Source organism: Lacibacter sp., from assembly GCF_035299325.1.
In the GTDB taxonomy this organism is placed as follows: domain Bacteria; phylum Bacteroidota; class Bacteroidia; order Chitinophagales; family Chitinophagaceae; genus Lacibacter.
Genome location: NZ_DATGWT010000013.1, coordinates 1 through 19,341 on the forward strand (window position 1 = coordinate 1; position 19,341 = coordinate 19,341).

At 40.7% G+C, this 19,341-nt stretch carries 19 protein-coding genes; 9 read left to right on the forward strand and 10 right to left on the reverse strand.

The window, feature by feature from the left end; translation table 11 throughout:
* Nucleotides 1–188: 188 nt before the first annotated feature.
* Entirely contained in the window at nucleotides 189–725 is a 537-nt protein-coding gene (locus tag VK159_RS08060) for a hypothetical protein (RefSeq protein WP_324229617.1), read from the reverse strand.
* 408 nt (nucleotides 726–1,133) lie between these two features.
* On the opposite strand from VK159_RS08060, the gene VK159_RS08065 reads away from it, so the two are divergent.
* The 3 genes from VK159_RS08065 to VK159_RS08075 all read left to right on the forward strand — a co-directional run bounded on the left by VK159_RS08065 (nucleotide 1,134) and on the right by VK159_RS08075 (nucleotide 3,527).
* Complete coding sequence (locus tag VK159_RS08065; protein ID WP_182803045.1) at nucleotides 1,134–1,895, forward strand: fatty acid desaturase; 762 nt, start codon at nucleotides 1,134–1,136, stop codon at nucleotides 1,893–1,895.
* A 425-nt stretch (nucleotides 1,896–2,320) separates the two neighbouring features.
* A complete protein-coding gene (locus VK159_RS08070) occupies nucleotides 2,321–2,590 on the forward strand; it encodes a hypothetical protein (RefSeq protein WP_324229618.1) in 270 nt (89 codons plus the stop codon).
* 76 nt (nucleotides 2,591–2,666) lie between these two features.
* Nucleotides 2,667–3,527 (forward strand): hypothetical protein, encoded by an 861-nt coding sequence (locus VK159_RS08075; protein WP_182803042.1) that lies wholly within the window; start codon nucleotides 2,667–2,669, stop codon nucleotides 3,525–3,527.
* A gap of 337 nt (nucleotides 3,528–3,864) precedes the next feature.
* On the opposite strand, the gene VK159_RS08080 is transcribed toward VK159_RS08075, so the two are convergent.
* From VK159_RS08080 to ybeY, 5 genes are all read right to left on the reverse strand, one after another.
* Complete coding sequence (locus VK159_RS08080) at nucleotides 3,865–6,321, reverse strand: outer membrane beta-barrel family protein (RefSeq protein WP_324229619.1); 2,457 nt, start codon at nucleotides 6,319–6,321, stop codon at nucleotides 3,865–3,867.
* A gap of 229 nt (nucleotides 6,322–6,550) precedes the next feature.
* Complete coding sequence (gene mnmG, locus VK159_RS08085; protein WP_324229620.1) at nucleotides 6,551–8,419, reverse strand: tRNA uridine-5-carboxymethylaminomethyl(34) synthesis enzyme MnmG; 1,869 nt, start codon at nucleotides 8,417–8,419, stop codon at nucleotides 6,551–6,553.
* A gap of 42 nt (nucleotides 8,420–8,461) precedes the next feature.
* Nucleotides 8,462–9,079 (reverse strand): hypothetical protein, encoded by a 618-nt coding sequence (locus VK159_RS08090; protein ID WP_324229621.1) that lies wholly within the window; start codon nucleotides 9,077–9,079, stop codon nucleotides 8,462–8,464.
* Nucleotides 9,080–9,152: 73 nt separating this feature from the next.
* Nucleotides 9,153–9,815 (reverse strand): CAP domain-containing protein, encoded by a 663-nt coding sequence (locus VK159_RS08095; protein ID WP_324229622.1) that lies wholly within the window; start codon nucleotides 9,813–9,815, stop codon nucleotides 9,153–9,155.
* Nucleotides 9,812–10,252: an rRNA maturation RNase YbeY gene (gene ybeY, locus VK159_RS08100; protein WP_324229623.1), complete on the reverse strand. Its 441-nt coding sequence runs from the start codon at nucleotides 10,250–10,252 to the stop codon at nucleotides 9,812–9,814. The genes VK159_RS08095 and ybeY overlap by 4 nt, the downstream gene beginning before the upstream one ends.
* A gap of 55 nt (nucleotides 10,253–10,307) precedes the next feature.
* Between ybeY and VK159_RS08105 the strand changes: the two genes are divergently transcribed.
* Together VK159_RS08105 and nadD are read left to right on the forward strand one after the other, a co-directional pair.
* Nucleotides 10,308–10,535, forward strand: a complete 228-nt coding sequence (locus tag VK159_RS08105) for a FeoA family protein (protein ID WP_324229624.1) — start codon at nucleotides 10,308–10,310, stop codon at nucleotides 10,533–10,535.
* 18 nt (nucleotides 10,536–10,553) lie between these two features.
* Nucleotides 10,554–11,141 (forward strand): nicotinate (nicotinamide) nucleotide adenylyltransferase, encoded by a 588-nt coding sequence (nadD, locus tag VK159_RS08110; protein WP_324229625.1) that lies wholly within the window; start codon nucleotides 10,554–10,556, stop codon nucleotides 11,139–11,141.
* Here nadD and chrA read toward each other — a convergent pair.
* Nucleotides 11,121–12,338 carry a chromate efflux transporter gene (chrA, locus tag VK159_RS08115; RefSeq protein ID WP_324229789.1) on the reverse strand — a complete coding sequence of 406 codons (1,218 nt, stop codon included), beginning with the start codon at nucleotides 12,336–12,338 and terminating at the stop codon, nucleotides 11,121–11,123. The two genes, nadD and chrA, sit on opposite strands and share 21 nt — an antisense overlap.
* Nucleotides 12,339–12,357: 19 nt before the next feature.
* A complete protein-coding gene (locus VK159_RS08120; RefSeq protein ID WP_324229626.1) occupies nucleotides 12,358–13,302 on the reverse strand; it encodes an isopenicillin N synthase family dioxygenase in 945 nt (314 codons plus the stop codon).
* A 156-nt stretch (nucleotides 13,303–13,458) separates the two neighbouring features.
* Between VK159_RS08120 and VK159_RS08125 the strand changes: the two genes are divergently transcribed.
* The 4 genes from VK159_RS08125 to VK159_RS08140 are packed head-to-tail and all read left to right on the forward strand — an operon-like array spanning nucleotide 13,459 to nucleotide 17,101.
* Entirely contained in the window at nucleotides 13,459–14,436 is a 978-nt protein-coding gene (locus VK159_RS08125; protein WP_324229627.1) for a DUF3089 domain-containing protein, read from the forward strand.
* Nucleotides 14,437–14,442: 6 nt separating this feature from the next.
* Nucleotides 14,443–16,050, forward strand: coding sequence for a hypothetical protein (locus tag VK159_RS08130; RefSeq protein WP_324229628.1), 1,608 nt, complete (start codon nucleotides 14,443–14,445; stop codon nucleotides 16,048–16,050).
* Nucleotides 16,051–16,091: 41 nt separating this feature from the next.
* The gene (locus VK159_RS08135; protein ID WP_324229629.1) at nucleotides 16,092–16,772 is read left to right on the forward strand and encodes a glycosyltransferase family 2 protein; all 681 of its coding nucleotides are present in this window, start codon (nucleotides 16,092–16,094) and stop codon (nucleotides 16,770–16,772) included.
* Nucleotides 16,769–17,101, forward strand: a complete 333-nt coding sequence (locus VK159_RS08140; RefSeq protein WP_324229630.1) for a DUF2304 domain-containing protein — start codon at nucleotides 16,769–16,771, stop codon at nucleotides 17,099–17,101. Before VK159_RS08135 ends, VK159_RS08140 begins: the two co-directional genes overlap by 4 nt.
* A gap of 1 nt (nucleotide 17,102) precedes the next feature.
* Here the strand turns inward: VK159_RS08140 and VK159_RS08145 are convergent, their stop codons facing one another.
* Nucleotides 17,103–17,771 (reverse strand): hypothetical protein, encoded by a 669-nt coding sequence (locus VK159_RS08145; RefSeq protein WP_324229631.1) that lies wholly within the window; start codon nucleotides 17,769–17,771, stop codon nucleotides 17,103–17,105.
* Between the two features lie 52 nt (nucleotides 17,772–17,823).
* Nucleotides 17,824–19,272, reverse strand: a complete 1,449-nt coding sequence (gene asnS, locus VK159_RS08150) for an asparagine--tRNA ligase (RefSeq protein ID WP_324229632.1) — start codon at nucleotides 19,270–19,272, stop codon at nucleotides 17,824–17,826.
* Nucleotides 19,273–19,341: the final 69 nt, after the last annotated feature.

Genomic DNA, 19,341 nt, shown 5'->3' on the forward strand with positions numbered 1-19,341 from the left:
TGATGAATAGCTGCAGGCTGTTGTAAGTATGGCATACCTGAGAACGCCGCATCAGCTTCTTCTATCTGTGTTCAGGTTCATCCATCTGCGCCTCTGCGTAAAACCAATCAACAAAAAAGCACCAACCCTATTGGCTGATGCTCTGTGTTTTCGATCAAGGGCTTTATGAGGTAAGTGGCTCTGCTGTATTATTTCAACTGGCGCCTGTATTGGCTGTACCACACAAGCTTTCCTCCTTTTACCATATTAATATCGTGCCAACGTGCCGAATCGATCTTACCATCTTTATATGTATCGATCTGTTTATACCACACTACAATGATGCTGTCTTTCTGTTTTACGCTGCGCATTTTATGCCAGGCTTCCATTTCAATTTGCACAGAGCTGAGGCTGTCTCTGGAAAGGGCCCACATTTTCTGCAGATCGGCTTTGGCATAGTTGGCACTGTGGCCATCCCAACGATCTACCCAGATGGAGTCGGCAATGGCCGCCATCAGTCCGTCCATGTTTCCATCGGCCCAGTCTTTATAACTGGTGAGTACGGTCTTAACATCGGCATCAGATACATTGGTATCCCATTCGCTCGAGTAAGAGGCGGTGTAAGGCAAATCGGTTGGCGTTGCTGCTGTTGGGGTGGTTGCTGCAGCATCGGCAGGTTTTTCGGTTTCGTTGTTACAGGCCAGAATTAAACCAACAATACCGGTTACCAGTAAAACATGTTTCATGTGTTTATTTTTTAATTGTTTTTTAGCCACATGTTATTCGCCAAAAATTATCATCGTCTTTGGTATAAAAATCTCCCCGCTGAATGGCAAAGGAGGTCAACGATAATTTTTATGGCTCATTTCATGTGTGGAAGGTTTTGAGTAAAAAAATAGAAGTTGGCAGCAATCAAGGGGGCCAAACTAAGAGCAAGCAATCAACGGGGTGGGGTTCTTAACAGAAAGTTACTGATTGTAATTGGCAAACGAAACGATAATTTAAGTGATTGTTTTACACACGGTTGTTTGTTTCTACGGCTAACTGTTCATTCATTCAGTAAAATCTTGGTCTTGTTTTTCTACAGTTCATGTGTTGTGCTTTTTATGTGCTTTCTTTGCAACCTTATTTCATTTATTCTATTTACGTTTCTCATGACAGCGATTCTCTTGTTTTTTACATTGCATTGGTTTTTAAGTTTGTTCTTTCACTCATTCTTTCTTCATCGTTATGCTTCCCACCAGATGTACACGGCAAAGCCGGGCTGGGAAAAAACATTTTACTTCTTAACATGGTTTGTACAGGGTTCTTCTTTTTTGGTGCCACGTGCGTATGCAGTGATGCATCGTATGCACCATGCTTACAGCGATACAGAGAAAGATCCGCACTCACCACACTTCTTTAAAGATATCTGGCAAATGATGGTGCACACGGCACGCATCTTCAGCGGTTTTGTTACGGGCAAGAATGTTCCCGATCCTGAATTTACCCGTGAGTACTTACCTGTTTGGGATAAGCTGGATAAGTTTGGTCATAACAATATTACCCGTGGGTTTTTTATTGCAGGGTATGTTGCCTTCTATTTCTTTTTTGCACCAAGCTTCTGGTGGTTCCTGTTATTGCCTATTCATTTTTTGATGGGACCAATACAAGGTGCTATTGTAAACTGGTTTGGTCATAAGATGGGTTACCGCAATTATAAAATTGAAGACCACAGTAAGAACACCACGCCATGGGGTGTGTTGCTGATGGGTGAACTGTTTCAGAACAATCACCACAAGGATAAAGACAATGCAAACTTTGCACGCAAGTGGTATGAGTTTGATCTCACCTTTGTGATTATGCGTGTGATGCATGCGTTACGTATCATTCGTTTAAAACCTGTGCACCTGCCACAGCAAAAACTCAAGCATTAATTTTTATACTGCTGATAATTACACGAGCCACTGGAGAATATCCGGTGGCTTTTTTGTTTACACGAATGGAAGAATCAAGCGCCACGAATTACACGAATGAATTAGTATGGCTCACAGATTACACAGATTTGCACGGATAGATTTTAGATAATCATTACATAGTATCTCCGTTCAGTTTGCTGAATAAAAATCTGTGTTCATCTGTGTAATCTGTGAGCAATAATTACCTGCGGGCAACAGGCTGTTTAGTTGTTTTAGTTTCAGAGAACTGTGAATGATATTGATTCAACAAAACAAAAAACCTGTATGCAAAAACAATTTCAGTGTTCATGATTCAGCGTTTAACAGAGTGAGTGATCATATTTTGTTAACACAGGAGTTGTAACAAGTAACTGAATTGCTACACTCATTGGTAAACATTTGTTATGACATCAGAGAAAACAACTCCAAAAGACATCAGCACAACCGTTAACCGCTGGGCTTATGCAGCATTTGTTTTATTAAGTCTTTACTTTCTGTTGGTGAGTAAGGATCTTGTTTCAGCAGCTTCCAATTTGGGTATTGCATTGATCTTCGATCCGTTTAACCCAGCTGTTAAGTGGACTAACAGAAAGAGCTGGCAAAAAGGATGGCTGTTGTTGCACGTGTTACTAACGCTTGGTTTGTTGCTTTATGGTTTGCTAATAAAGCGTTAATATAAATAGTTGATAAGCGGAAGCCATTCATCATGAAAAGATTGTGGTTGCTGTTGTTGTTTTATAATTTGCTCCCGTGCAACACATTGAATTTGTTCATAGCGATCACTTCGAAACTAACTATCACCGACATCATGTAACGGGACCTTTGTCTCTGTTTATTGAATTCTTCTGGCAAACAAAGTTTGATCATCTCTGGCAAAAATATCCGGATGGTTTCAGTGATGTATTGTTTCCCAATCTTGGTTATTCGTATCTCATTAATTTAGGATCGCCTTACGATATGCAGATCGAACAGAACCGTCAGCAAATGAGAGGTGATGGTTTTTTGCCGAGGCTCAATAATATTGAAGCGTTTCACCGTCCGGGAAATTCTGTGTTTGGTATTAAGTTTAAAGTGAGCCCGGTGATCTTTGAGAAGAAGGTGAATTTTTCGGAGTACAGCGGCACCATGTTTCCATTGAGTTATCTCATGGATCAACAGCTCATCAATAATATTAAGCATGCAGGCTCTTTTGAAAAACGTGTGCAGCTGCTTACCAATCATTACGAAGATACTGTTGAACAATACCGTGGTTCTTTACAACCCATCAATATTGTTACAGAGATCCTGCAGAAAGCAGTGATCAATAATAATTTCAATACTACCATTGAAGATCTTGCTGCACATTACAGCATTTCCACACGCACGTTGCAACGTTATTTTGAATCGGGTACGGGTGTGAGCAGCAAGCAGGCCTTACAGGTGTTGCGTATACGCAAAGCTGTGAGCCATATCGTGAGCCGTCCGCAAACATTTCATTATGGTGTGTATGGTTACTACGATTACAGTCATTTCCACAAACATCTCCGCCAGTTTTTACAGAAAGACAGCCTGGTGCATTTACAACCTCACTTACAGTTATTGCAGATTGCAAGGAAGAAAGAATTAAGGTAGAAAGGGACAAGGCACAAGGCACAAGAAAGGCATACAAGAAAATCCAAGACACAAAAACCAAATTCCAAAGAAATACAGGAAGAGCAATTGGCAATTGCCAATGGGCAACGGGCAAAAATACATAGCATGTCAAGGCTTCACGCTTTGCCAATTGCCTGTTGATTATTGCCTATTCATTTTTTTCGTGAAGAAAAAAAAGAGGGCCGATAAGAATACCAGCCCGTTATCAACATGAGAAAAAATGTACTTGGTTAATAGATTCACAGATCGAACAGATAAAACTGATGTTCACTGATTTCATCATTCGCATCATCCCCTTCACATCATCAGCGGTCTTCTATTGTGCACGTTGCCGCTCTTCTTCTGATGCCGTTGTTCTTCTTCTTGCCTGTGCTACTTTATTACTGCCAAAGCGATACGTGAAGCTGAGGTTGGCTACTCTTGTTTCACGGTATGCTCTCCATATCTCGATATAATTGTTATATGTAATTGTTGCTCTTGGTAAATTGGTCCAGAAAATATCGGTGATGTTGAAACGCACCTGGCCTTTTCCTTTCCATAAACTTTTTTGTACACCCGCTCCCACACCCCATTGCGGACGCATGGCCATGAAACCATATTGTCCACCTGAATTATAGTTACCAAACAATTCACTCGTCCAGCCCTTTCCAAACGTGAACGTGTGATTGCTGCTGAGGTTCACCACTGCTTTACCGTTATCCAATGTTGTACCCGCAAGTGTTCCATTAAAATGATTGTAAAACACGTTGGCGTTGTTCATCATGTTCCACCATTTGTTGATGCGTACAGGTGCAGCAACAGTTAAGCCATAGTAATCAGATGAGGCAAGGTTCACCGGTATCTGCACGGTAATGTTGTCATCACTCGGAATATTGGGGAACGCATCTTTAAAACGTGTGATCACAATATTCTGGTTATTCTTTGTGCGGCTGTAACCAAGTGTGAAGTTGATATTCTTCACGGTATAGTTCAACTCATAACTCCAGGTGAATTGTGGTAACAGAGCCGGGTTACCGGTTGAATAAGTTGTTACATCAATCAGGAATAAGAATGGATTCAGTTGAGAATAATTTGGTCTGTCGATACGACGACTAACTGATACGCCCAATGTTTGATCTTCTTTCAACTTATAATTAAAGAAAGCACTTGGGAAGAGTTGTGTATAAGATGAATCCCAGGTAGTATTTCCTTTTACCTGTTTTGTTTTTACATTGGTATTCTCTGCACGTAAGCCAATGTGGAAGTCAAACTTCTTGTATTCTTTTTTGAAATTGGTATAGGCTGCGTTGATGTTTTCGTCGTAATAAAAATGATTGGTTTTGTTTTCATCATCAATTGGTGAACCGCTGCTCATGTCGTAGAAGCGTGCATCATTATCGGCATGCACCAAACTTGTTTTAAAGCCTGCTTCAAAACGGCTTTTGTTTTTCATAGGCTGCACATAATCTGCCTTTGCTGTTGCAAGACGTAAGTTCCCTTTCTGGAATCCATCTAATATATAATCAGGTTGCAATGCAGTTCCGTCCAGTTTATAATATTGTGTTGCCACACGTGAATCATTATCTGATCCGAAATAACCCATGTCAATATCAGCCGTCAATTCTTTTCCTGTACTGTCGAATGTGTGTTTGATGTTCACATTTGCAACCGCATTTTTGTTTTCATTCTGGCTGCGTGTTTGTGTGCGGAAGGTGAACATGGGTTGTTTGGATGCATCACTCACAACAGAACTGTTATTATTATTTGGTCTGATAAAATTCATGTTGCTGTTTACCACAAACCCGATCACTGTTTTTTTCGAAGGAAAGAAATCGGCACCAATACGCAAGGTGTGCAGGTCTAAAGGAATTTTGGTGTAGTTATTCTTTTCATCTTTTCCGGTGAATTCGCCGGAGCTGGTATAGAAATTACGATCGAGTAACAGGTTGTTTAAATTCATCCGGTAGGCATAATTATAACCACCGAACAAATTCATGTTCTTATTGCGGTGATTGAAATTGATACCACCGTTTGCTTTGGGATAAACACCTTGTCCGTAACCTGCCGTAATGCTGCCATTGGTACCAAAGCGTTGATCTTTTTTCATGCGGATATCAATGATGCCTGCATTACCTGCCGCATCATATTTTGATGATGGATTGGTGATGAGATCAATGCGTTCAATAGCATTTGATGGAAGACTGCGTAAGTAGTTCACCAGATCGGCACCACTCATGGGTGTTGGTTTTCCATCGATCATGATGATGACACCGCTGCGGCCACGCATGCTGAGGTTATCATTTGCATCAATTAATATTCCTGGTGAACGTTCCAGTACATCAAAGGCAGAACTTCCTGCATTCACCACACTGTTTTCAACGTTTACCACAATACGGTCACCAAGGCGTTGAATAAATGGTTTCCTTCCTGTTACTTCAATTGTTTTTAATTGTGTGGCTGAAGGTTGAAGTACAACATCTGCTGCTGATGCTGTTGTTTGATTTTCGGAAATTGTAATGACTGATGAAAATTGTTTCTCGTGATTTACAAGACTGGTTCGAATAATATAAGAACCTAAGGGGATGCGTTCAAATTCTACAAGTCCGGCTTTATCAGACAATGCTGTTTTTACCAATGAAGAATCTTTACTCCGCAATAATTCAGCTGTTGCATTCTCTACCGGTTTCTTATCCTGGTTAAGAATGGTGGTTGTTATTTTTCCACGTACGGATGTTTGTGCAGATACAATTGCTGCAAAGAAAAGGATGATAAGGCTTAATGTAACTCTGTTCATTATTCAAGTGTTATAGACACCCGAATCAATGGTAACTTTTACAAGCATGTTAATGTACATGCAGTCGTTGCATGCAACATGATGATTCGGTTTCACAAATGTTGTTTAAAAACGAATCGTGTCGTAGTGATTAATGACAGAGAGTGAAATAAACTATTGAATGGAGTTAACAATTGTTAATCCTTGTCACAATTTTACCAAATTGATTGTATGTGAAAAATTCGTCAGGTTAACGCCCCATATACACCATGAGTATTTGCACATCACTTGGGTTTACCCCTGAAATACGTGATGCCTGGCCTAGCGTGCGTGGCTTGATCTTTTTAAATTTCTGCAATGCTTCTGTACTTAAAGAAGAGATCTTGTTATAATCAAAACTGTTTGGAATTTCGAGGTCTTCCAATTGGCTCATGCGTTGTACCAGTTCTTTTTCTTTTTCGATGTACACATCATACTTCACCTGTATTTCTGCCTGCTCCATTACTTCTGCGGTAGGCGTTCCCGTTAGTTGTTGCAAGGTGGGTGATGCAGCAATCAGTTTGCTCAATTGAATACCGGGACGAAGCAACAGTTGTAACGCTTTTTGTTTTTGTGTGAGAGGTGCGCTGTTGTTTGCAACAAGGAACTCATTGATTTCATCAGGCGTAAGTGAAACATCTGCCAGCGATGATTTGATGCGTTCCACCGCATCCAGTTTGCTGCGGGTTTTATCCATACGTTCCTGCGTTGCTAATCCCATTTTGTAACTGAGTTCGGTTAATCGCAGATCAGCATTATCCTGGCGCAGCAGTGTTCTGTATTCTGCACGACTGGTAAACATGCGGTACGGTTCATCGGTGCCTTTGCTGATGAGGTCATCAATCAACACGCCGATATAGGCATCGCTTCTTTTTAAAATAAACGGATCCTGTTCTGTTGCTTTTAAATGTGCATTTATGCCTGCCATTAACCCTTGACAAGCTGCTTCTTCGTAACCGGTGGTTCCGTTGATCTGTCCGGCAAAGAACAGGTTTTGTATTTGTTTCGTTTCGAGCGAATAAGTTAACTGAGTTGGTGGGAAGAAATCGTATTCAATGGCATAACCGGGGCGGAACATGCGCACATTCTCAAAACCCACCACTCTACGAAGAGCTTCGTATTGTACTTGTTCCGGTAATGAAGTTGAAAAGCCGTTTACATAAATCTCTACTGTGTTCCAGCCTTCCGGCTCAACAAATAGTTGGTGACGATCACGTTCGGCAAATCGATTGATCTTGTCTTCTATGCTTGGGCAATAGCGTGGACCAGTTCCCTGGATGCGACCTTGGTACATTGGGCTGCGGTCGAAACCAGTCTTTAAAACATCATGTACTTCCTGGCTTGTATATGTAATAAAACAGCTTCGTTGTTGCTCGGGCTTAATGACGGGAACATCCATGTAGGAAAAACCAGTGATCTCTTCGTCGCCCTTCTGTTCTTCCATTTTGGAATAATCGAGACTGCGTCCATCAATTCGTGGAGGTGTGCCAGTTTTGAGGCGATCGCTTTCAAATCCAAGCTCAACCAATTGCTCAGTAATCCCTGTTGCTGCTTTCTCTGAAATACGTCCGCCACCTAATTGCTTCTCACCAATATGAATAACACCGTTCAGAAAAGTACCACTGGTGACCACCACTGATTTTGCTTTGATCTCATGGCCCAACCCCGTTATAACTCCGTAGCAACGGCCATCCTTCACCAACAGTTGGCGCACCATATCCTGGTAGAAATCAACATTAGGCGTTTGCTCCAGCATTTCCCTCCAGGTTGTGGCAAAGAGCATCCGGTCGTTTTGTGTTCTTGGGCTCCACATAGCCGGTCCTTTTGACCGGTTGAGCATCCTGAACTGGATCATGCTCTTATCACTAACTATACCACTATACCCACCTAATGCATCTATTTCCCGTACGATCTGGCCTTTGGCAATTCCGCCCATAGCAGGATTACAGCTCATTTGAGCAATGGTCTGCATGTTCATTGTAACCAACAACACCTTACTGCCCATATTCGCAGCAGAGGCGGCCGCTTCACAACCGGCATGGCCGGCACCAACAACTATCACATCGTATTCAGGAAACATAGGGCGCAAAGTTAACCAAATTGTTTTCCATCTGGTTTCTGATTATCGTCCAAGCTTTTTGATCAGCTCGGCTTCTTTTTTTACTTCTTCGATATCCCGTCCGGAGTTCAGCAGTTCAAATTCATAAGAAGTAAACCCTTCAATGTGTTTCAGGTAGTCTTTATGCTGAAGTATAAACGCCTTTTGATTTGTAGTCGGGATCATTTCGGCTATTTCAATGCGTTCGATTTTTCTCAATAGCTCCTGGCAAACTTCGTAGCCCGTTTCTTTGTATAAGTTGCCGAAGTAATCCTTTGCCATCAAAACATCAACCCTGTTACCCCTATCCTTATTGTTTTGTATTGTTTCTACCCGAATATTGGTGAAGTTCCAGCACAGTGTTAATTCATCATCGTCTGCAAAATCAAAATAGGTTACAGGAATAATGTGATCAAACTGCCAGTTTTGTCCAAAGCTTTCCCAAGAGAGATCTTCTGTAAACTGCATTTCAATCCATTTCCGAAAGCTTTCAATGTCTAAGCCAAAGTAGGGAGCATAAGACACACAAGGGTTTCTCTCCAGTAGATATCTTCTGAGTGCAATCTGCCATTTTCTCTTTTCTCTGAACTTTAAAAGCGAGGGGGTAACTTCTGTTTGGGCTGTCCATCTCTTCCGGGCCATATGAGATTTTATTTTGAGCAAAGTTACTGTTTCACGAAACACAGTTTCATGGTGAAACCGTGTTTCGTGAAACTTATTTGCACCCGAAGTCTTGGACCAGAACAGTCTTTTTGTTGTTGATTTCCTTAAAGGAGACGCCCATTAAGGTAAAACCGGGATCAAGGAGATTTTTGCGGTGGCCCTTATCTTTTACACCCTTATCAATGAGAAGAAGTATTAAGGCATCTAAAGCTTCCGGTGTGCCAACAAATACATTTTCAGCCCCGCAGCGATATTTTCCGGCCTCTTTTATTCTTTGCACAAAATCTTTTCCTGTTGATGATTGGTGAGAGATAATCCCATTTCTTCCTTTCAGGTCTGCAGCATGAGTTGAGGCCATCACAAACAGCCCGTGGTCAGGATCAAGAAATGGAAGATTTGTTTGTGTTCTCTTCAAATCAGTGATAAGTGATCTTGCATCAGGCGAATTGGCCTCGGGAAATTGTTTCAAAAACTCTTGCAGCACAGTTTCAGCAAACTGCCCGGGATTCTTTCGCATCAAATTAGTCCAATAGAAAAAATCCTGTTCTATTTCTGACAAACCAGCAAAGCCCTGAATTGAAACCAATTTGTTCCAAACATCAGCATCACGAGCAGGCTTGTATACGAAGGGTTTGTCCTGAAGCACAATTACGCCTTGTCCAAAGGATATGCTTACCATGCATAGAATAAAAAGAGAAAGAAGGAGTCGGATCATCCAAGTTGTTTAGCATATAAACGCAGATAGTGGTCTTCCCGTTCACGCATCTTCTTAATTTGTTGTGAAGACTTATCACCGTATCCTGCCAGGTGAAGACATCCATGAAAAATCACCCGGTGCAGTTCGTCTTTAAACGAAGTGGCGACTTGCCTGGCATTGTCCCGAACCCTATCGATACTGATGTACAGTTCAGCCTGTATTGGTTGAGAGGCTGTACTAAGAGGAAAAGTAATAATGTCTGTATAGAAGTCGTGTTGCAGAAAATTCCTGTTGATCTGAAGCAAAGCTTCGTCCGTGCAGAAGATGATATTCAACTCACTTAATTTATAACCCTCTTTAAGAAAGAGCTTCTTAAGAAAACCTTTTAGTTCTGTTCGGTTGGAAAAAGAAAACTTTACATCCTGGTAAAAAAAATTAACACGTGCTGCCTGCATAATTCCAAAATTCGGGAAAGTTTCACTTCAGGAAGCGATACTTTTGCAACTGCGTATGAAAAGATTATCGGAATTAGAACCTGGACAAAAAGCAATCATTCACTCCTTTGAAAACGATGAGATATTTTTGAAGCTGATGGAAATGGGTTGTGTTCCGGGTGAGGAAGTAACAGTAGAAATGCAGGCTCCTTTAGGTGACCCCATCAGTATAAAAGTAGCCGGCTATCAGCTTAGTCTTCGAATTGAAGAGGCACAAAGCATATTGGTTAAAACATCTAACTAATTGTAATTCAATTAATTAATGAAGGTTGGACTTTATTTTGGTTCCTTTAACCCCATCCATAGCGGGCATCTTATAATAGCCCAGCACATTTTAAATGAAACAGACCTCGCACAGGTTTGGTTTGTTGTTTCTCCTCAAAATCCGTTTAAGCAGCAAAAGCAACTTTTGAATGAATACGATCGGCTGCACCTCGTAAATCTTGCCATACAAAAAAGTGCATCCTTAAAAGCAATTGATATTGAGTTTCGGTTACCAAAACCTTCTTACACCATCGCAACACTTGCCTACCTGCACGAAAAATATCCTCAACATTCTTTTTCAGTAATCATGGGTAGTGACAGTCTTCAAAACCTGGATAAATGGAAAAATGCTGAACAGATCATGGAAAACTATCCGATCTATGTTTACACAAGACCTGGCTTTCCGATCGTTCCGCATCAAATTAAAGAACTTCATTCGCTTACTGCACCACTACTGGAAATTTCGGCTACACATATCCGTGAGTTAATTTCAAAAGGAAAATCAATCCGCTTTCTAGTTCCGGATGTGGTATGTGATGAAATAGAATCGGCCGGGTATTACAAACTAAAAAATCCATCCCAGTAACAAACACACCACCGCTATTATAGGTGGAGGAATTTTTGTAGTGGAGAGAAGTATAGTTGTAGAAAAAATAACGATGAGGTTCAGATAACTGATCGCATTCATATCAAGTATAGAAATATCTCTTGCCACATAAAAAGCAGAAGCCGCCATTAACCCAACTGTTGCTGCATTAATTCCTTCAAGCGATCGATAAACCACCGCATATTTTTTTAAGTTGTTCCAGATTGGATAAAAGAACAGTACCAGCAATAAGCTGGGAAGAAAGATTGCAACTGCTCCAATGACACTGCCGGCCACTTGTTGTTCGGCTCCGAGATCACGCATTGCCATACCTCCTGTGTATGAGGCCATCGAAAAAACAGGACCCGGAATTCCCTGTACAAATCCAGCACCTGTAAGCAACTCTTCACCTGTCATGTACTGTGTTTTTTCACGGATTACAAACTGCTCATACATCATTGGCACCAACACTTGTCCGCCACCAAAAACCAGGCTTCCGAAACGATAAAAGTTTTCAAAAAGATTGAACGCACGCCTGTTCTCCCACTCCTGTTTACGAGCAGTTTCACTTAAAAATCCTGCTACAATAAACACAAAAGCAAACAACCATATATTCGACCATTTAATTTTCCGTCTGGGAATCTCTTTCTGAGGAATACGCTTTTTATTAAAATTCGTAACAATACCTGCCCCAACAAGAATAATCGGAAAAACCCAAGGTGTTTTAAAAAATGCATAAACAGCAATAGCTGCAAGAATCATTATCGCACGGGTGATTGTACTGTTCACTGCAGACTTGTACGTATTCCATGTGGCATAGATCAGAAAGCCAACAGCCATAGGCTGCAGAAATTTAAATATATCTGTATGCAGTGCTTTCTTATCGAGATAGTGAACGAAAAACGATAGAGCGCCCATTATGAAACAGGCAGGAAACACCCATACAAATAAAGTAACTAATGCTAATGGCAAACCGCCACGCTTATAGCCAATTAGCGTAATAGTTTGAGTTGAACTGGCACCTGGCAACAGTTGACAAAAAGAAATAATTTCTGTTAACTCATGCTCCGTAAGATCTCTTCGCTTCTTTACAAAAATTTTCATCAACATTCCGATATGACCCTGCGGACCACCAAAAGCAGCAAGCGTATAAATGAGTACCGCTTTTAAGAATGGAATGTGTCGGATAAATTTCAGATCAACGGATTTAAATGGTTTACTTCTTTAATCCAATTTCACGTAAGCGCTCATCAAGATACTCTCCAGCAGTTGCATCAGGATAATGTTTTGGATTTTCTTTATCAACACAACTTTCCAAACATGCGAGCGACATATTTCCTTTTGGGTGTAAAAAGAAGGGAATCGAAAATCTTGATGTATGCCACAGCTCTCTTGGTGGATTAACTACACGGTGAGTTGTGGATCGTAATTTATTATTAGTTAAGCGTTGCAGCATGTCACCGACATTCACAACGATCTGTTCTGGTAAAGATGTTACGCCCACCCATTCGTTTTGTTTTGTGAGAATCTGTAATCCATCTGCCGAAGCTCCCACCAACAGCGTTATCAGGTTAATGTCTTCGTGTTGTTCCGCCCTGATCGCAGTTTTAGGTTCGTTTGTTATTGGGGGATAATGAATGGCCCGGAGTATAGAGTTTCCGTTCCGCACCCAGTTATCAAAATAAAATTCATCGAGTCCTAAATACAACGCAATGGCCTGCAACAGTTTTTTGCCCGATTCTTCAAACGATCGGTAAGCTGAATGAAATGTTGGGTTGAAGGACGGTATTTCACCAACCTGAACGTTCTCCGGGTATTCCTCCGGAACGTACTCTTCGCCTTCAGCCTTTTGTCCATATTGAAAAAATTCCTTCAGATCCGGAGCATCACTCCCCTTTGCATGCTCTTTTCCAAAAGACGTGTAACCACGTTGGCCGGCCAGTTCTGGAATTTCATACTCTTTTTTCTTTTCCAAAGGGAGCGAAAAGAACTGCTGGACATACTTATACAGATCCGAAATAAGGTGATCGGGTACTCCATGATTTTTTACTGCTACAAAGCCAACCTCCTCATATGCCCTACCAAGTTCATTTACAAACTTCTGCTTTAAAACAGGGTCACCACTGGTGAACTCGGCAAGATCAACAACCGGAATTGTCATAATAAACTCTTTTAATTAATAAAGTATTTGATGTAATTCTGTTAGGTTTGGCTTGCAAAAATTACAAAATTGATTGAATCAACGAAAGCTTTTTTAATTGTATTACAAATCGTCCTTCTTTTCCTGGGTGCGTGCAGGCCTTCCTATCTGACGCATATGGAGAAATACAAAAAGGAATTTACAGCAGCCGACAGCGTTCCTGACTATTCGGACCTTCGCTTCTGGGCAGCTCATCCTTCAAAAAAAGACCCTTCAGACAGTATTCCAAAGCCCTTACTATTAGAACCAAGAGATAGTTTAGCCGATGTTTTCTTCATACATCCTACCAGTTTAACATCAAAAGCTGTTGCTGGAAAAGTATGGAATGCCTCTCTCGCCAATGACACACTCAATGCAAAAACTGACTATACTTCCATTTTATACCAGGCAAGTATCTTTAATGGCAACTGCAGGGTGTTTGCTCCACGATACAGGCAGGCTCATATCTATTCTTTCTATTCCTTTGATCAACCGCAATCACAAGCGGCCCTTGAACTTGCTTATGCAGATGTAAAAAAAGCATTCCTTTATTATCTTGAAAAACATAACAATAACAGACCGATCATTATTGCATCACACAGCCAGGGTACTTATCATGCCGGAAGATTGCTTAAGGAGTTTTTTGAAAACAAGCCACTTTCAGATAAGCTGGTGTGTGCTTATATCATTGGATTAGGCGTGCCGCTAAATTATTTCTCTGTTATGGAACCATGCAGAGCTCCAAATGAAACAAATTGTTTTGTTACATGGCGAACATTCCGAAAAGGATACCTGCCAGATTATGTTCAAAAAGAAGAAGGGAAAACATGGTCTGTAAATCCATTGATCTGGACACTGTCTGATTCCGCTGTTTCAAGAAAAGAAAACAAGGGAGCGGTTCTGTTTAAGTTTAATAAACCCTACAAGCGGACAAATGGTGCTAAGAATCACAATGGCGTACTTTGGATAAACAGACCCCGGTTTTTCTACAGTATTTTTTTACGCACCAAAAATTATCATGCGGGAGATATGAACCTGTTTTATTACTCCATAAGGAAAAATGTAAGAGACAGAATAGAAGCCTATCAAAAAAGTCATCTAATTCAAAGCAACTAAAGTACAATGAGTGTAACACGACAACTGCAAATCGTTTTGGCGTTTGCTTTTATTACACGCCTTCTTCTTTTGTATTGTTTCCCGTTGCATATGACCGATTATATGCTGATCAATTCCGCAGCTCAGAATCTCATCGATGGACATGGCATGGGTTTTATCCGCTCATCACCTGAAGACCTCTCTGCCTTTTATTTTGAAGGCTTGCGCTTATGGCCGCCACTTGTAACTTTGACGACAACCTTATTTCTAAAATTTACCGGAAGCTTCTACCTTGCAGATATATCATTACTCTCAATTACGTTGCTTGGACTCATACGGGTGCTCTATCTCTTTTGCAAGGAAATTGGTCTGAACACTCAATACATCATTTATGTTTTCATTGTATTTGCCTTAAACCCTGAACTAATTAAAAGGCCTGGTTTTAGTGACCTCGCTGCTGCGCTTTTTTGTATCTGGGCTTTGCTGGTATTAGTTAGAGAATTAAAAAAAGACAAGCATACAAATACTGTACAGCTTCTCATCATATCGCTTCTGTTTTTTCTTCCTTCTGCTTTTCGATATCAATACTATCCTGTTAGCCTCTTGTTCCCATTTTATCTTTTAGCATCGGCATTCTTCTTAAAAGACAAAAAACTTATCACTTGGTCTGTCCTTTCACTCTCGCTTGTGATTCTCTTCATCTTCCTGCAGGAGTACTTTTTGTTTCTTTACACATCCCAGCCAATTGAGCAATCGTTGGCAATGGACAAATCAGGTTTCTTTCTATTTAACCTGCAAAATTTCTACCCTTTCGTATTTAAAACATTTCTCAACATCTCCTATATTGAAAATACATGGAGTACTCTACTTAATCCTGTTCGATACATCTATTACATTATTACGGCCTTTCTTCTATTTGCATTTGTGATTGTTGCGGTACGTTTTTTCGTTATTCGTATTCAACAAGAAAAGGAGGATAAAGATCAACAAGGACTTAAACAAACTCTCAGCATCTTAACAACAATTCCGTTTCTTCTGCTTCCTGTAGCTGTTCTTGTTGGGCTGTCTATTACGCACAACAGTCGTACCGGACAACCCGGCGGCTGGACCTATGTAAACGAAGGCAGATACTATATTGTTCCATCCATTTTATTATTGGTATTAACGTTTTGGTTAGTGAAAGAGAAATGGGCGATATGGTCGGTTATTATAAAGCGCATCTTAGTTATGCTGTTTACCTTATCGATAGTCTACAATCTTACACTTACATTGAAGTTCTATTATAACCTGGCAACTCATAATATTCCAGATAAAGAATTAAGTAACCGGACAGACAGGGCCGCAGCGCAAAACTATCTCCAAACATTTGCCAATGATGAACTGCCAACCGTACTAACTTACAATGAGCCCTATTTTACTTTTTTTCCTTACATCAAAAATGTGGCAATAACCAAGAAGACTTCCTTGCTTACCGGCAAAAAACTTCAAACAACAAAAAAGGTTCGTTTGCTTATCATCAGTAAAAAGGATGCTCCATCCGCAGATCTGGCTCTAATTAAGGAGTATAATGCTGTTCCGGTTTTTACAAGAACGAATTTTATTATCTACTCTACAGTGTTGCCGCCCAACAGATGACACTTTCCTGCAACCAATCTTAATTACCTTTACTGGAGCTTATGACCAACTCTGCAATATTCATCGTCATTCCTTCCTTTAATGAAGAGACGGTTCTTCGCTCAACAGTAGAACCACTTCTGAATGGGGGCTATGAAATTGTTATTGTTGACGACGGCTCTACAAACGAACAAGAAAAGTTTCTTTCTGATTTGCCTGTTATAGTTATCCGTCATCCGCAGAATCTTGGACAAGGTGCAGCGTTGGAAACGGGAACACAATATGCCCTGTCAAAAGGGGCCTCCTGTATTGTGCACTTTGATGCTGATGGGCAGCACGATTTTTCAGCTATAGAACGTCTACTTGAACCAATTCAAAGCAACGAAGCAGATGTTGTGTTTAGTTCCAGATTCTTAAACAAACAATCATCACTTCCTTTTGCCCGTTCAATGTTATTACATACGGCACGTTATGTAAACTTTCTTTTCACAGGACTTTTGCTGAGTGATGCACATAATGGCTTACGTGCCTTTAACAGAAAGGCAGCAGAACTGATGCGCATTAAAGAAAACCGGATGGCACATGCATCGGAGATTTTGATACTCGTGAAAAAACACAAACTCAGGTTTACAGAAATTGCAGTTGAAGTTCGTTACACAGCTTATTCCAGAGCAAAAGGTCAATCAGGATGGAACAGCATTCGTATTCTTTTCGATTTACTTTTACATAAACTATTGCGATGACACCCATTCAGTTCATACTCATCATCGGATTTCTGTTTACAGGTCTGTTCTATTTTGTTCGCTTGCGTAACCGAATTGCAGATGTGCTGCTGCTGTTCATACTAATTGCAGCTGCCGTATTGTTTATTCTTTTTCCGGAGTGGACAAGTTTATTAGCCAACAAACTGGGCGTTGGTCGTGGTACCGATCTTGTTTTATATATCTGCATTGTGCTGTTTTATTTTGTTATTCTGAAACTATACGCACGCATGCGAAAACTTGAACAACAAATAACAGACCTCATCCGCAAACAGGCTATGGATGAAGTTGAAAAAATAATGAAGAAATAAATTATTTAATGATGTAAGCACCCAGCTTTGTTTCAGTATCTACATCCATTGCAAGCATAGTTACTTTTAACCGAACCTTATTTGAGATCATACCCACATTCTTGGCAAACAGGTATGTAATGTTGTTCTCGTTGATTGTAAGGCCGGTAATAGTTGGTGTAACTTTTATACGAATACATTCCTTAAAACTATTTCCATTGAAAGATGTGTCAAACTTGCTTCCAATGACGGTGTAGTTAATATTAACGTCTACAGGAAAGGGCGCTCCGGTTACTACAACATTTTTTATCTCGCTCCAACTCGCACCTGCACTCAGGTTATCTTTTAAATACAAAAGTTCCACCTGGTTAGTAACTGAAGCCAATGACGATATCCGGGAATAATCATTACCAACTTTTACATAATATTCATTGGCGCCTGCTGTATTGGAAAAAACCCTGAACGTTTTCCCATTGGACACAGAATCCTTGGAAGTAGCTGTTAGTTTAAACGATGTATTAACCGGACCTGATGCAGTTGTACCGGTTGTAGTATAGTTCCACTCGCTGCCCGTTGTTGTTGGCTGATAGGAAGAAGCAGGCGATCCCGGATCAGGGGTTGAGGACTTCTTACAATTCCCCGCAGACAGAACAATAGACAGAATCGTACAGATAAACAGCGTTTTTTGCATGGTTCAGGTTTTGTATAAAGATACTACAACGTCTTTTTAAGCTGCTTGTTGCTTAAAACTCGCAGTTCTTGGGCGTGCGGGGGAAAGCAATCACATCACGGATGTTTCCCATACCGGTTACAAATTGTACCATACGCTCAAAACCTAACCCGAAACCTGCATGCGGAACAGTACCGAAACGACGGGTATCAAGATACCACCATAACTCCTCAGCAGGAACATGCATCTCTTCCATACGTTTCATCAGTTTATCCATGCGCTCTTCACGTTGTGAACCTCCAACAATTTCGCCAATGCCCGGTGCAAGAATATCCATCGCAGCAACCGTTTCTTTTCCTGGCTCACAGCCATCATCCTGGCGCATATAAAAGGCTTTAATGGCAGCCGGATAATTTGTAACGATTACCGGTTTCTTGAAATGTTTTTCAACCAGATAACGCTCATGCTCACTCTGCATATCAATACCCCATTTTACTTCGTATTGAAACTTCTTCTTTTTGTAAGCAGGTGACTGTAATAATATATCGATTGCTTGAGTGTACGTAATACGTTCAAAATCGTTGTTTAATACAAACTCCAGTTTTTCTATCAGCCCTAATTCGCTGCGCTTGTCTTGTGGCAATTGTTTTTCTTCATCAGCCAAACGTTGTGCAAGAAACTCGAGGTCTTCCCTGTTATTTTCCATTGCATAACGGATGATGTATTTAATGAACTCTTCAGCAAGGTTCATGTTATCTTCCAGATCACAGAAAGCCATTTCCGGTTCAATCATCCAGAACTCAGCCAGGTGACGAGCTGTATTCGAATTTTCAGCACGGAAGGTTGGACCAAAAGTATAGATCTCGCCAAATGCTGTTGCACCCAGTTCACCTTCGAGCTGACCACTTACCGTTAAGTTTGAAGACCGGCCAAAGAAATCTTCCTTGAAATTAACCGAGCCATCTTCATTACGTGGCGGGTTATCAAAAGGCAATGTTGTTACACGGAACATTTCACCGGCACCTTCCGCATCACTTGCTGTAACGATGGGGGTATGTAAATAAATAAAACCCTTCTCATTAAAAAAATTATGCACTGCAAATGCCAATGCATGACGAAGACGAAATACCGAACCAAATGTATTAGTGCGGAAACGCAAATGTGCTATTTCACGTAAAAATTCAAGACTATGTTTTTTGGGTTGCAAAGGATATTTTTCTGCATCACTATCACCCAATATTTCTAATGAACTTGCTTTCACTTCAAGTTTCTGACCTTTTCCAAGCGAAGGAATAACAGTTCCGGTAACCTTTAATGAAGCCGATGTAGTGATTCGCTTCAGGGTTTCTTCATCAAACTTGCCCAACTCCAACACAACTTGCAGGTTATTATTGGTACTGCCATCGTTCAAGGCAATAAACTGGTTATTGCGGAACGTGCGTACCCAACCCATCACTGTTACTTCCTGTTGTTGTGGCTCCTGACTAAGCAATTCTTTGATCTTAACCCTTTTGTTAAACATAAAAGCTGAAATTTTGAGCGGCAAAGATAATTATTGACCATCACTAAGTATTGATTTTCTGCTGTATGG

Excerpts from the sequence above, each read along its gene's own strand:
- VK159_RS08070 (WP_324229618.1), top strand. The coding sequence starts at position 2,321 with ATGACATCAGAGAAAACAACTCCAAAAGACATCAGCACAACCGTTAAC.
- VK159_RS08145 (WP_324229631.1), bottom strand. The coding sequence starts at position 17,771 with ATGCAAAAAACGCTGTTTATCTGTACGATTCTGTCTATTGTTCTGTCT.
- VK159_RS08080 (WP_324229619.1), bottom strand. The coding sequence starts at position 6,321 with ATGAACAGAGTTACATTAAGCCTTATCATCCTTTTCTTTGCAGCAATT.
- ybeY (WP_324229623.1), bottom strand. The coding sequence starts at position 10,252 with ATGCAGGCAGCACGTGTTAATTTTTTTTACCAGGATGTAAAGTTTTCT.
- VK159_RS08065 (WP_182803045.1), top strand. The coding sequence starts at position 1,134 with ATGACAGCGATTCTCTTGTTTTTTACATTGCATTGGTTTTTAAGTTTG.
- VK159_RS08095 (WP_324229622.1), bottom strand. The coding sequence starts at position 9,815 with ATGATCCGACTCCTTCTTTCTCTTTTTATTCTATGCATGGTAAGCATA.
- VK159_RS08105 (WP_324229624.1), top strand. The coding sequence starts at position 10,308 with ATGAAAAGATTATCGGAATTAGAACCTGGACAAAAAGCAATCATTCAC.
- VK159_RS08060 (WP_324229617.1), bottom strand. The coding sequence starts at position 725 with ATGAAACATGTTTTACTGGTAACCGGTATTGTTGGTTTAATTCTGGCC.
- VK159_RS08125 (WP_324229627.1), top strand. The coding sequence starts at position 13,459 with ATGGAGAAATACAAAAAGGAATTTACAGCAGCCGACAGCGTTCCTGAC.
- mnmG (WP_324229620.1), bottom strand. The coding sequence starts at position 8,419 with ATGTTTCCTGAATACGATGTGATAGTTGTTGGTGCCGGCCATGCCGGT.
- VK159_RS08120 (WP_324229626.1), bottom strand. The coding sequence starts at position 13,302 with ATGACAATTCCGGTTGTTGATCTTGCCGAGTTCACCAGTGGTGACCCT.
- VK159_RS08130 (WP_324229628.1), top strand. The coding sequence starts at position 14,443 with ATGAGTGTAACACGACAACTGCAAATCGTTTTGGCGTTTGCTTTTATT.
- VK159_RS08140 (WP_324229630.1), top strand. The coding sequence starts at position 16,769 with ATGACACCCATTCAGTTCATACTCATCATCGGATTTCTGTTTACAGGT.
- nadD (WP_324229625.1), top strand. The coding sequence starts at position 10,554 with ATGAAGGTTGGACTTTATTTTGGTTCCTTTAACCCCATCCATAGCGGG.
- VK159_RS08135 (WP_324229629.1), top strand. The coding sequence starts at position 16,092 with ATGACCAACTCTGCAATATTCATCGTCATTCCTTCCTTTAATGAAGAG.
- VK159_RS08090 (WP_324229621.1), bottom strand. The coding sequence starts at position 9,079 with ATGGCCCGGAAGAGATGGACAGCCCAAACAGAAGTTACCCCCTCGCTT.
- asnS (WP_324229632.1), bottom strand. The coding sequence starts at position 19,272 with ATGTTTAACAAAAGGGTTAAGATCAAAGAATTGCTTAGTCAGGAGCCA.